Origin of the sequence: Glaciecola sp. XM2 (assembly GCF_018595715.1) — a bacterium.
In the GTDB taxonomy this organism is placed as follows: Bacteria; Pseudomonadota; Gammaproteobacteria; order Enterobacterales; family Alteromonadaceae; genus Glaciecola.
This window is the reverse complement of sequence record NZ_JAHEOJ010000024.1, coordinates 176,604-189,924: the sequence shown is the minus strand read 5'-3', so window position 1 is coordinate 189,924 and position 13,321 is coordinate 176,604. Positions and strand designations below refer to the sequence as shown.

The following is a 13,321-nucleotide window of genomic DNA, read 5'->3' as shown; positions in this document are numbered from 1 at the left end:
CTACGGATGCGCTATGCCGTGGCCTACTTTAATGAGTGTTGGTATTTCAGCTTATTTGCTTCGATAATCGCGTTTTGGATTTCAGTGCTTTGAAAAGGCTTAGCGATGAAAATATCCATACCGGCTTCGATGCATGCGGCTTTATCATCGTCTGACGTATTCGCAGTGACCGCGGCAATGACAGTGTTAGGTCCAACAACCTGTTGAGCTCGCAATATTTTTGTCGTTTGTAAGCCGTCAAGACCAGGCATGACGCAATCCATAAATATTAAATCAAAGGGTTTTTCCTGACACTTTGATATTGCATCTTCCCCATCTATCGCAAAAACCGGTTCAATATTAAATGTTTCTAAGCATGAGCCAAGCACCACCCGATTAATATCAATGTCGTCTACGACTAACACCTCGATATTCTCATACAAGTGGTCGCCATTCTTGACATCATCGCTCAACGGAGTATGAGCATTGCCGTGCACAAGGTCGAGCTTGATATCAAAACATGATCCACTGCCTAATTTGCTAGTAACAGTGATCGTGCCGCCCATCAACGTAACGAGCTCTTTGACGATGGATAAACCAAGCCCTGAGCCTTCTCGCTTGCTCATTGCAACATTTGAGTCTTGTGAAAACGGAGTAAAAATGGACTGCATAAACGCATCTGTCATACCACAACCTGTATCACGGATTTGAATCTCAAGCGATACTACATCTTTGCGTTTTTGCGCCGTGGCTGTTAGGCAAACGCTGCCTTTTTCGGTGAATTTGAAGGCGTTGCTTAGGAGGTTGGATAATATTTGGCTTATGCGTACTTCATCAGTATGCACCCAACAGTCTTTAGGGATAGAGAGTATTGATTGAAAGGAAACCGGCGTTTTTTCAAAAAGCTGCGCGTAAATTGCGGAAAAGTCGTTTAGCAAGGCTTCAAGCAAAAAGTCATTAGGTTTTAATCTCAAATCACCGTATGTAATTTTGGAGTAGTCGAGTACCTCATTAATAATTTTGAGGAGAGTTTGAGAGCTACGTAACGCTAAGTTGAGTTTTTCTTGTCGTTTGTACTCGTTGGTTTCGTCAACAAGAGCATTGAGCATTCCGTGAACGCCATTTAATGGTGTTCGAAGTTCATGACTGACCTTAGCGAACATGGTGCTTTTATCTTTTAATGCACTCTCTGCTTCTCGCTTTTTCTTTTCCAATTCTAGTCTAAGTTCGACATCTTCTGTTATGTCTTGGAAGGTGCCAAACAACCGCACACATTCTCCATTTAAAAATTCAGCAGTGCCGTGAGTGGCCACCCAAATATAGTTTCCTTTTGCCGTCACCAGTTCGAGTTCTAAGCCCCATGGCTCCCCTGTTGCCATCGATTTCTCAAGTGTTTTAGTAATTTGTTGCTGGCTTTCACCTTCCCTGTAAAAGGAGATGCCATCGGTGAGGTTTGGAATATAGTCATCGTCAACTTCATGGATTATGCGAGTTTGATCGCTCCAGTAAACTGCCCCTTCTTTGATATCAACTTCCCAAGTGCCTATTTTGCCAACTGTTTCGAGTTTTTTTAGCGTTTCTGTACTTTTTTCAAGTTTGTTAATGGACTCTCTTTCAAGCAATTTTGCACCTAGCCATTGCGCCAGTAATTCTATGTAATCAATATGAGTTTGCGTGAATTGAGGCGATACATTTGCCGATGAAAAGTTTACCGTGCCAACGGGAATATCGTTCACTACAATAGGTGCGCCGATATATGATTCTAAACCAAAATTGAGATAGCAAGGGTGTGAACAAATGTCACTTTCTGAAGCGTGATGGAAAGACGTGGCGCATTTTGCGTTTAATGTATGAATGCAATAAGTACCCGCTGCATCAAAAGTAGTGCCTACCTCTAGAGAGTTATCTGGCGAGATGGCATATTCAACCCGATAAACATCCTCTTTTATTGCGCTGATAATGGCGATATCGAGTTTAAAGATACGCAAACCAAATTTAAGCAATTCATGAATCTTTGTATCGTAGTCAGATGTTTGGTTTGAGACAATATCGTGAAAATTTCTAAGAAAGCTCATGTGCTGTTTCCTATCTATCGTGCAAGGAGAATTCGTTTGTTTGCGCTGAAGTTAAGAAGCAACGCGTGACTGTTGTTCGCAAAACGATAGCGCCTAAAGTGTTGCTCGCATAGATTGTGGTAATTCACAAAATGGCGCATCTGATATATATCGCCTTTTTCGTTAATATCTTTAAGGTTGATGCGTGCTGATATGCCGCATTCTTCATGTGTTTTTCTCAGTTAATCGAAGATACTTTTCAGTGTAGTTTGAAGTGGTAAATATCTAATGGGTTTATAGTTGTCGGGTCTTTGTCGTCACCGACAATCGTATTTTAGGTATACTCTGGGCAACAGATGAAACAATATGCGATAAACTCCTTCTCTTACTTGGTATTTTGTGTTTGTTTGCTTATGATGCGAATTGCACTGGAGCAACGCAGGTTGTTGCAATAGGTTCGCTGACACGTATTACTTTGGAGCATGTTCCATATGGATTTGAAAATCGACTTTAGTCGCTACACCTTAGATGAGCTTTATGATTCATCTCGTAACATCGATCGAGATATGTACCCCGAGAGGGCGAGAGAAATTGATGCTCTCATTGCTCAACGTCAAAACGAACTGCCTCTTGGCAGTAGTGATGAAATCGAAAACGAAAAGGTCGTTGGAGAAAAAGCGAGTAGATGGGACAGGCTATTTGCGAGTCTTATTGATGCGCTCATTCATATCATTGCGACCATACCGCTTATCTTGTATTTTGGCTCCGCAGCGTTTGTCGAGCCTACATTTGCTTTCATATTAACCGCATTCGTTTATGGGCTTTGTGTGACTTTAATGCTTCAAGGCTACCTTCTGTACACATGCGCACAAACCATTGGCAAACATATTATTGGTACACGGATTGAAAACCTCGATGGCACCAAAGCAGACTTCAAGCGGATAATATTCGTGAGAATATTACCCATGAGTCTTTGCGCTTTGATCCCAGTCGTGGGGCAATTTATTGTTGGTTTTATCAATCCGCTGTTTATTTTCGGTAAACAGCGCCGATGCTTGCACGATTACATTGCAAAAACGAAAGTGAGCTACACTTAGATGCTGTTGTCATTGTCATTTGAGAAGCGCGAGAAGATAAATCGGTTTTTTGCAAAAGATGGTAAGTTAACGATGAGCTGTTCGAAAAGGAATGTGGACATTGATGATCTAGTTTGAAGACAGTTGTCACAATGTTGCCCAGCGCGTTTCAATATCTGAATAACGCTGGGCCATATGCCCCTAATCGAGGCCATTGTTGGTGTTTTAGAAGTTAGTATTACTGCGTTGACCGACGGCATCCATAGGATTGCCATCTTGCCCAGCTTCACCCAGCACAAAGGTGTTGTTACTGACCACTGGCGTTAGGCTGTCGCTTGCGTTGCCGTCAAAAATTCCTACAGACCAACCTCCGCGACCGGCTGCGTCAGGCTCATTTGTAAAGTCAGCGGCGCCGCCGGTGCCGCCATTGCCGGTAGTAAGGGAATTGTTCGTAATATTTGCAGGTGTCGAGCCACCAATAAAGATGGCAAATGAAGGACCACCGCCACCAGAGCCACCAGACCCTCCGCGACCACCTGTGCCGCCATCACCGCCGTTACCGCCGCGGCCACCTTTAGCATTGCCAAAACCTTGAGTACCGCTTGCACCTTCACCGCCTGTGCCACCAGCACCACCAGCTGAACCCGTACCGCCAATGCCGCCGCGACCGCCGTTTCCTGAGCTTATTTGATTGTTGACTATGTTGTGACTATTACCGCCAGCAATGTGAATACCAATGGATGGAAAACCAGAGCTAGCGCCAAAACCACCTGCACCGCCGTCTCCGCCTTCACCACCGCCACCACCAGCGCCACCGTTAGCACCGGCAGCACCAGCTGCGCCACCGCCACCGCCACCACCACCACCGCCAGAAAATCCATCGGAACCATTTTCGCCTCGCGATCTAAAAAACTGCCCATTATTAAAAATACTGCCAAAGCCGTTTGCTCCGGTACCAGGATTGCCTCTTACACCATTGTCACCCCTTCCTCCATTGCCGCCGCCCCTGCCTTCAGGGGTAGAAGTGTCTGCGTCAAAGCCGCCTGTACCAGGAGAGCCCCCTCTCACTAAGGGAGTTTCTCGTCCACTGCCACGTATCCCATTATCGCCAGGCGCAAATGAGGTAGTAGCCGCATCTCCACCAGCACCGCCGTTCCAGCCGCCGCCAGATGATGCACCGCCGGCACCACCATTTGTATTTAGTCCAACGCGCCCATCTTCACCGTCGACCCCGTCTCTGCCTTGATCGGTCGTTCGTGCACCGGCGTTTAATGCGTTTTTTGCATTTCCAGCAGTAATATTGCTATTGGTCACCTTTGTAGTATCGATGTTATCAAAATATAAGGCATACGATGCACCGGCGCTGCCAGCAACGCTGTTGTCGTCGAAGTCTTCGAGTAACACAGTAGCATTATCGATGGTGAAGCTAGCAGAACCAATTTCAGCAAATATACCAATGATATTGAAATCATCGTCTAGCTGGGTAGACGAAACTAATAAATCAATGCCCGATACCACAGTAGAAACATCCACCCCACGATAGACAAGACCATTTTCTGATGCTTGCAAACCGGTGCGATTATTCACAATATCTCTGGACCAATCTGCGCCAAATCCGCCATAGACACTATTTCCTCCACTTAAATAAACGATTTGGCCTGGAGTTGTTTTCCAATCAAGTCGTTCACCGTCAGATGGCGTTTTGATATATATGTCTTCTTGGATAGTTAAACTTTCAACAACGTTGGCTAAGCTCGTAAATGGCGCGTCGATGCTTCCGTCGCTCGTGCCAGAAAATTCAGCATCCACAAAAATAGCTGTGGTCGTATCTTCTAACACTAAGACCTGCACTTGAGCAGTATCGGAACGACCGTTGGCGGTTGCGGTTACCTCTAACACTAATGAATCCACATCATCTGGTGCAGAAAAACTGGCCGACGCCGCGCTAAAACCAGATTCATTTGAAATAGGCGCACCAGAAAGTTGCCTCCAACTATAGGTAATCGCGTCACCATCAGGGTCTGTAGCGTCAGCGGTAAGCGTTACCGCATCCCCACTGCTCACCAAAATGCGGCTTTCGGCCGTCACCGTTGGCGGAGCGTCGTTTGAACTGCCACCACCTCCTGGCACAGGCCCACCATCATCGCCACCACTGCTTGAGCCGCCACCGCAGCCACTTAAACCAAGGGCAGCAAATACAGCAACACTGATTAATGATAGGGATTTACTTCTACTGCGTTTAACGTGTTTCGTTGATGTTGAGCTTTGCATATGTTTCTCCATTCTTCTCGGCTTTTTTGTTTAGCATTCCACGCTCATAAATCCGCTGTAAGCATGTTAAATCTGCCATTACTTTTCATGTTCATTAGTTAAAAGCGCAACGCAGCAAAAAATCCCGTCATAAAAATGGAATTATTTTTAATTTGTCCATATCAGTTGTGAAAAATTGTGGATAGTGAGTTTGCAGATGATTGCCCAGCAATTGGATGACCCTGCAGCGTTTAATGAGTTGATTAAACAGATACGTGATTTGGGGCGATAATGCAATGTCAGTGTGTACGCGTTTGTTATTCATTACACAATGACATTACCGTGGCTAAAGGTGTAATGTAGCCCTATGCTTGTGGCTGTTTTTGAGGCTTGTAATCCAGTATCAGTTTAAAGCTAGCCACTAAACCACCTTGCTTGTGGTTATAAAAAACCATTTTACCACCATGACTTTCAATAATTCGTTTTGCAATGGCGAGACCAAGGCCTGAGCCTTGGGTGCCTCTGGCCTTGTCGCCTTGTGCGAAAGGGTTGAACAAGCCCTGAATTTGATCTTCGGGTATCCCACTTCCAAAATCCCTTATCCCACAAATGATGGCTGGACCTTTTGCATCAAACGCTGTAAATATCTCAATCTTATTGCTGCCATACCTAAATGCGTTTTCGATGAGGTTTTCTATCACCCGCTTGATGCCTACGGTGCGTATTTTGATCAGAGGAACGTCACTAAGCGCCAGGGTGATAGTGTGCGCTTCTTCAATGCTATGGGCTTTTACAAGCTCTTTGATTAAGTGGTTGATGTTCTGACTCTCAAAACTTTCCTGCTGGTCTTGGCGAGCATAATCGATAAACTGGTCAATAATCGCATTCATATCTTCAATATCATGCTCAATGCCCTGCTTAATCCAGTCTTGCTCTTCTGGCAGCATTTCGCTTGCCAAGCGCATGCGGGTGAGTGGCGTTCTAAGGTCGTGAGAAATACCCGCAGTCATTAACACGCGATCGCTTTCCAGTTGCTTGATGTTTTGTGACATGCGATTAAATGCAGTGGTCACCGCAATCACCTCAGTGCTGCCTTCAAGTGGCAGTGGGTCGGGAAATCGTCCCATTCCTACTTGTTTTGCGGCTTTTTGCAATGCCTGGAGAGGGCGGTTAAGCCTGCGCACAAACAGCCAGCCTCCAAGGACACTTAAGCCACCTATTACGATAAAATACATGGTGAGGGGAGACAGTTCCTCTTCACCTATTCCCACAAGAGGAATAGATATCCACAGCGTTTCGTTGGCTATTGGTCTTATCCAGACAACGTAGCGTTTGCCGGTTTTAATTCGTACTTCTGTTTTGCGATCTAGCTTTTCAGAGATATCACGTGCCATAAAATCGTAGTAAGTGGCTTGACTAAGTCCGGCATGCATAGCGCTTTTAGCATCGTGAAAAGTCACGCCTGTTTGTTGCTCAAGTTTTTCTTTTTCAGCATCACTGAGGGTGTCTAAATCGCTCAACAAAAGCGTCGATATCTGATTAGAAATGAGCGTGTTAATTTGGTTATAGCTTGGACTGATAAAATAATGCGTGATGGAGAGATAAGACACTACTTGGTTTACCAAGAGCAAAATAGCGATAAGCAGAACCGTTTGTGAAAACGTACTTTTAGGAATGAAGCTCGTCATTCAAAGAGACTAGACTGACTGTCCGTCGGGCACAAACACATACCCTAAACCCCATACCGTTTGGATATATCGAGGATTTGCTGGGTCATCTTCTAGCATTCGTCGAAGTCGCGAAACCTGTACGTCTATGCTGCGTTCAAGTGCGCTGTAATCTCGACCTCTTGCTAGGTTCATCAACTTGTCTCTAGACAGTGGCTCACGTGGATGCTGAACCAGTGACTTTAAAACCGCAAACTCACCACTGGTCAATGACATGGGTTTGCCGTTGTTTGTCATTTCGCGCGTAGCTAAATTGAGTTTATAGCTACCAAAAGATATAAGTTGCTCTGACTGCGAGGGTGCACCTGGGAGCTCGTTGGTTTTGCGACGCAGCACCGCTTTTGCTCTGGCTAAAAGCTCTCTAGGGTTAAAAGGTTTTGGCAAGTAATCATCCGCGCCCATTTCAAGGCCGATAATGCGGTCAACCTCATCGCCTTTTGCGGTAAGCATAATAATAGGAATTTCGTTTTTTTGCTGTCGTAAGCGTCGGCATATCGATAGGCCGTCTTCATCAGGCAGCATGAGGTCCAGTACAATCAAATGAAAGTTTTCGCGCTCTAGCAATCTATCCATTTGCTCAGAGTTGCCTGCGCTTCTCACTTGAAAGCCTTGCTCAACTAAATAGCGCTCAAGCAGCGCGCGTAAACGCATGTCATCATCTACAACTAAGATTTTGGTGGTTTCTTGTTTCATATGCGCGCCGATTGTTTAATTTTAAAAACTATATCTCACTGAGTATGTAAGGTTAACCGTTCAAATGTTTCATATTGTTTCCGCTACTTGTCGGCAACCCAGTCCATTTGATAGCCGGCGCGGCGTTTTTTATCCATTAGCTCTTCAATCAGTGGCGTTAAGATAAGCTCCATAGCAAGGCCCATTTTTCCGCCTGGGACCACCAATGTGTTGACCCGCGACATAAACGCACCGTCAATCATTTGCAGTAAATAGGTGAAGTTGACATTTTTCATCTCACGACGAAAGCGCACCACCACAAAGCTTTCATCTTGTGAGGGAATTTCGCGAGCACTAAAGGGGTTGGACGTATCGACCGTTGGTACGCGCTGAAAGTTAATGTGCGTGCGCGAGAACTGCGGGGTAATGAACTGAAAATAATCGTCCAAGCTGCGCACAATACTGCTCATTACTGCGTCTCGTGAGTGGCCGCGATCGGTGGTATCGCGTACGATTTTTTGAATCCATTCTAAGTTAACGATGGGCACCATGCCTACTAACAAATCGACATAAGAGGCCACATCGGTCTCGTCGGTGCGAACACCACCATGCAGGCCTTCATAAAAGAGCAAATCGGTTTTTTCGGGTAAGTCTTGCCAAGGTGTAAAGGTGCCAGGCATTTGGTTAAAGGGTACAGCTTCATCAAAGGTATGCAGATATTGGCGAAACTGACCATTGCCAGACTCACTGTATTGCGAAAAAAGCGTTTCTAGCAGCTCAAAGTCATTGGCCTTTGGCCCAAAGTAACTTATGTGTTTGCCTTGCTCCTGTGCCTTGCGAATTTCCACTTCCATTTCTGGACGCGTGAAGCGATGGAAACTATCACCCCCAACGCTTGCCGCATTAATATCGAGATTGCGAAAAATATGCCTGATTGCATTGGTAGTGGTAGTAGTGCCAGCACCAGAGCTACCGGTGATGGCGATAATGGGGTGTTTTACAGACATAGCAATCCGTGTCGAAAAATGAACATCTTTTATATTCAAGTGACGCGATGCGGTCAAGGTCTTTTTTGCTTTTATATGACCTTGGTCATGATTAATGCGTCAGCTAAAGCTTAGTTTTCCGACTCACGCGAGATTGCCCTAAAGGCGATATCTTTTCGATAAAACATGTCTTTGAAGTCAATTTGACCCGCAATAACATAGGCGTTGCTTGCGGCTTTAGTGACCGTATCTCCAAGAGCCGTGGCACACAATACGCGCCCACCAGAGGTTAACACTATACCGTCGGTGAGTGTCGTTCCTGCATGAAACACTTTTCCTGTCTCACTCGATACATCTTCAAGCCCATGGATTTGTTGGCCTTTGGCATAACTTTCAGGATACCCACCTGCAGCCAACACAACGCCTACGGCAGCTTGTGGGTCAAACTCGATGGTGGTTTGGTCTAGTTTACCTTCGCAGGCGCGTACGCATAGCTCGGCTAAATCAGATGTCAGTCTCATCATTATGGGCTGCGTTTCAGGGTCGCCAAATCGACAGTTAAATTCTATGACCTTTGCCTGGCCCTTGTCGTCAATCATTAGTCCTGCATATAAGAAGCCTTTGTATGGGCTTCCTTCAGCAATCATGCCATCCACCGTAGGGTAGATTACTTCTTGCATGATGCGTTTGTGAATTTCGTCGGTTACGACAGGGGCGGGAGAATAGGCACCCATTCCACCTGTGTTAGGCCCTTGGTCGCCATCAAAGGCTCGCTTGTGATCTTGGCTGGTAGCAAACGGCAATACGTTTTTTCCATCTACCATAACAATAAAGCTGGCCTCTTCGCCTGCTAAGAACTCTTCAATCACCACACGACTGCCCGCGCTGCCGAACTTATTTCCTGACAGCATGTCGTTAATAGCGTCTATGGCGGTTGCTTCATCCATTGCAACAATCACGCCCTTGCCCGCGGCTAAGCCATCAGCTTTTACCACAATCGGGGCGCCTTTTTCTTTCACGTAAGCAATGGCGCTTTGTGTATCTTCAAATGTGCCGTATTCAGCCGTTGGAATATGATATTTTTTCAAGAAATCTTTACTGAAAGATTTTGAGCCTTCTAACTGAGCGGCCAGTTTTGAGGGGCCAAATATCATCAAACCATTGGCTTCAAATAAATCTACAATGCCTGATACTAGGGGAGCTTCTGGGCCAACTACGGTGAGTTTGATGTCGTTGGCTTTTGCAAAAGCGAGTAAAGCGTCATTATTGTCGCTGGCGATATCAACGTTTTCAATACCTGGCTCTAAGGCAGTACCTGCGTTGCCTGGGGCAACGAAGACGATGGATACGTTTACCGACTGCTTAATTTTGTACGCAAGTGCGTGCTCGCGTCCGCCGTTTCCAATCACTAGTACCTTCATGTGCTTATCCTTTTCGCGTTGACCGTTGTAGAAGATTAATGTTTAAAGTGGCGCATGCCAGTAAATACCATGGCGATGCCATGTTCATCTGCCGCAGCAATTACCTCATCATCGCGCATTGAGCCGCCTGGCTGAATGACCGCAACAATGCCTGCATTGGCAGCTGCGTCGATGCCGTCTCTAAACGGGAAAAATGCATCTGACGCCATCACGCAATCTTGCACAACTAAATTTTCATCAGCGGCTTTGATGCCTGCAATTTTTGCAGAATACACGCGGCTCATTTGGCCTGCGCCCACGCCGATGGTTTGGCCGTTTTTACTGTACACAATGGCGTTTGATTTCACGTATTTGGCAACTTTCCAAGTAAATAGTAAATCTTTTAACTGCTCAGCTGTAGGGGCTTTTTTGGTGACTACTTGTAAGTCATCCAGCTCCACCATGCCAAAATCTCTTTCTTGCACGAGTAAGCCGCCGTTAACACGCTTAAAGTCATGACCCTCTGTGAGTTGCCCTGCCCAGTCACCGCACGCTAGCACGCGCACATTTTGTTTAGCAGCGACGACTTTGAGCGCGTCATCGCTCACGCTTGGCGCAATGATCACTTCTACAAACTGCTTTGACATAATCGCTTGTGCAGTGGTGGCATCAAGCTCTCGGTTAAACGCAATAATGCCGCCAAAGGCTGAGGTTGGGTCGGTCTGAAAAGCAAGTTCGTATGCTTGTGTGATGCTGGTGCTGATTGCTACGCCACAAGGGTTGGCATGCTTTACGATGACGCAAGCAGGCTCTTCAAACTCTTTTACGCATTCTAATGCGGCATCAGTGTCGGCAATATTGTTAAACGATAATGCTTTGCCCTGAAGTTGGACTGCACTTGCTACAGAGGCTTCTTGAATATTGTGCTCGGTGTAAAAGGCCGCATCTTGATGGCTATTTTCTCCGTAGCGCAAATCTTGTTTTTTAACCATTTGCACGTTAAAGGTACGTGGGAACATGCTGTGTGAATCTTCCGACTCTTCGCTGTTTGAAAGCTGTTTACCTAGGTAGTCAGCAATCATGCCGTCATAGTGCGCGGTATGCTCAAATGCTTTTACCGCAAAATCAAAACGTGTGGCAAAGCCAATTTCGTTAGCGTCGGTGATTTCATTTAAAACCTGTGCGTAGTCGTTGGGATTAACCACAATGAGCACATCATTATGATTTTTTGCCGCAGCTCGGACCATCGTTGGCCCGCCAATATCGATATTTTCGATAGCATTGGGCAAGGTGCAATCATCTTTGGCCACGGTTTGTGAGAAAGGATATAGATTCACCACCACCAGATCGATGGGTGCGATGCCGTGCTCAGACATGACTTGTTGGTCAATGTCTCTGCGACCTAAGATCCCGCCGTGTACTTTTGGGTGAAGGGTTTTCACTCTGCCGTCCATAATCTCTGGATGTCCGGTGTGCTCACTCACGTCTGTCACGTCGATACCAGCGTCGCGCAATAGCTTGGCCGTGCCGCCGGTTGATAAAAGTTGAATGCCTCGGTTTGCTAATGCTTGAGCAAATTCGACTATACCGGTTTTATCAGAAACGCTGAGTAAAGCGCGTTGGATGGTTCTGGGTTGATGCATGAGATTCTCGGTCGCTAATTGATGTGTAAAAGATTGGGCGTGTAACGTCGCTCGCGTGATAAAAAGGCATGTTTAAGCGGTAATGACGTGGTCGCCCTAGTGAGCTTAAGTGTAACAAAAAAGAGCGCGAAAATGCGCTCCCTTTCTAAGTTGTGTTTAGCCTAAGCCATATTGCTTAAGTTTTTTGCGTAAAGTGCCGCGATTGATGCCCATAAGATTAGCTGCGCGAGTTTGATTACCGCGCGTATACGTCATCACTTCTTCTAATAGTGGCGCTTCTATTTCGGCAAGGACTAACTCATATAAGTTATCGATATCTTGATTATTTAGTTCTTTAAGATATTTGTTTACCGCTTGTTTCACTGACGATCTTAATGGCTTTTGCGCTTGAGTTTGTGACGGTGTTGCAACGGTGGTGGTAAATGGTGATGTTAGATTTTGATCAAACATATGTTCTACAGCTCTCTTATAAAATGCTTAACGCTAGGCTACGTCGCTTAAATCCTGTGATTTAGCGTGTAGCGATGAAAAATAATGAGTTAATGCTTGAGTTTGCTCTTGTGCACTCTCAATGGCATTAAATTCACGACGAAATCCCCTGTTTTCGTCGTGTTGTGTGACATACCAACCCACATGTTTGCGCGCAATTCTGATCCCTGAATACTCACCATAAAGCTCGTATAGGCCAGACACATGTGTCAGTAGCACGTTTGCTTGCTCAGTCACGCTTGGTTTTGCTAAGCGTTCTCCCGTTTCTAAGAAATGTTGAATTTGCTTAAAAATCCATGGGTTACCCTGTGCCGCTCTGCCAATCATAATGCCATCTGCCTGTGTGTAATCGAGTACACGTTTGGCATCATGCTCGTCGGTAATATCACCGTTTGCAATAATCGGAATATTGACCTTATGTTTAATAGCGCGGATGGTGTCGTACTCCGCCTCGCCCTTAAACATGCAGCTGCGTGTTCTTCCATGAATAGCTAATGACTGAATACCGCTATCTTCTGCGATTTGGGCGATTTCCAATCCATTTCGGTTTTCGCGATCCCATCCTGTGCGAATCTTCAAAGTTACCGGAACGTCTACTGAGTTAACCACCGCCTCAAGTATCTGTGATACCAATTTGGGGTCTTGCAGTAACGCTGAACCTGCTAACTTTTTATTCACTTTTTTAGCTGGACAGCCCATGTTGATATCAATGATCTGCGCACCATTTTGCACATTCAGCTGGGCCGCTTGCGCCATTAGATGTGGCTCACTGCCTGCAATTTGCACAGAGCGAATGCCAGATTCACCCGTATGGTTCATGCGGTTCATTGATTTTTCGGTGTGCCAAACTTTTGGGTTGCTAGACAGCATCTCTGATACTGCTAAGCCTGCCCCCATTTTTCTGCACAGCTCCCGAAAAGGGCGATCAGTAACGCCAGCCATGGGTGCAAGGATCAAGTTATTAGACAATCTGTATGGACCTATCTGTAATTGATGCATTGTCACCTTTGGTGTTACCTACCCATCTTTACCGGCGGCGTATACT

Annotated in this window: 10 protein-coding genes; 1 reads left to right on the top strand and 9 read right to left on the bottom strand. The window is 45.8% G+C overall.

What is annotated here, in order from left to right:
* Positions 1–23: 23 nt before the first annotated feature.
* Positions 24–2,054, bottom strand: coding sequence for a hybrid sensor histidine kinase/response regulator (locus KJ365_RS10910; protein WP_214451687.1), 2,031 nt, complete (start codon positions 2,052–2,054; stop codon positions 24–26).
* Between the two features lie 470 nt (positions 2,055–2,524).
* Between KJ365_RS10910 and KJ365_RS10905 the strand changes: the two genes are divergently transcribed.
* Complete coding sequence (locus KJ365_RS10905; RefSeq protein ID WP_214451686.1) at positions 2,525–3,130, top strand: RDD family protein; 606 nt, start codon at positions 2,525–2,527, stop codon at positions 3,128–3,130.
* 204 nt (positions 3,131–3,334) lie between these two features.
* Here the strand turns inward: KJ365_RS10905 and KJ365_RS16935 are convergent, their stop codons facing one another.
* The 8 genes from KJ365_RS16935 to dusB all read right to left on the bottom strand — a co-directional run bounded on the left by KJ365_RS16935 (position 3,335) and on the right by dusB (position 13,275).
* Positions 3,335–5,380 carry a PKD domain-containing protein gene (locus tag KJ365_RS16935; RefSeq protein WP_214451685.1) on the bottom strand — a complete coding sequence of 682 codons (2,046 nt, stop codon included), beginning with the start codon at positions 5,378–5,380 and terminating at the stop codon, positions 3,335–3,337.
* Positions 5,381–5,724: 344 nt separating this feature from the next.
* Positions 5,725–7,047, bottom strand: a complete 1,323-nt coding sequence (gene envZ / locus KJ365_RS10895) for a two-component system sensor histidine kinase EnvZ (protein ID WP_214451684.1) — start codon at positions 7,045–7,047, stop codon at positions 5,725–5,727.
* A gap of 9 nt (positions 7,048–7,056) precedes the next feature.
* Entirely contained in the window at positions 7,057–7,779 is a 723-nt protein-coding gene (ompR, locus tag KJ365_RS10890; RefSeq protein ID WP_214451683.1) for an osmolarity response regulator transcription factor OmpR, read from the bottom strand.
* Positions 7,780–7,862: 83 nt separating this feature from the next.
* A complete protein-coding gene (locus KJ365_RS10885) occupies positions 7,863–8,765 on the bottom strand; it encodes a phosphoribulokinase (protein ID WP_214451682.1) in 903 nt (300 codons plus the stop codon).
* Positions 8,766–8,875: 110 nt separating this feature from the next.
* Positions 8,876–10,165, bottom strand: coding sequence for a phosphoribosylamine--glycine ligase (gene purD / locus KJ365_RS10880; RefSeq protein ID WP_214451681.1), 1,290 nt, complete (start codon positions 10,163–10,165; stop codon positions 8,876–8,878).
* Between the two features lie 35 nt (positions 10,166–10,200).
* Positions 10,201–11,787, bottom strand: coding sequence for a bifunctional phosphoribosylaminoimidazolecarboxamide formyltransferase/IMP cyclohydrolase (gene purH / locus KJ365_RS10875; protein WP_214451680.1), 1,587 nt, complete (start codon positions 11,785–11,787; stop codon positions 10,201–10,203).
* Between the two features lie 156 nt (positions 11,788–11,943).
* Positions 11,944–12,237 carry a DNA-binding transcriptional regulator Fis gene (gene fis, locus KJ365_RS10870; protein ID WP_214451679.1) on the bottom strand — a complete coding sequence of 98 codons (294 nt, stop codon included), beginning with the start codon at positions 12,235–12,237 and terminating at the stop codon, positions 11,944–11,946.
* Between the two features lie 33 nt (positions 12,238–12,270).
* Complete coding sequence (dusB, locus tag KJ365_RS10865; RefSeq protein ID WP_214451678.1) at positions 12,271–13,275, bottom strand: tRNA dihydrouridine synthase DusB; 1,005 nt, start codon at positions 13,273–13,275, stop codon at positions 12,271–12,273.
* Positions 13,276–13,321 lie beyond the last annotated feature (46 nt).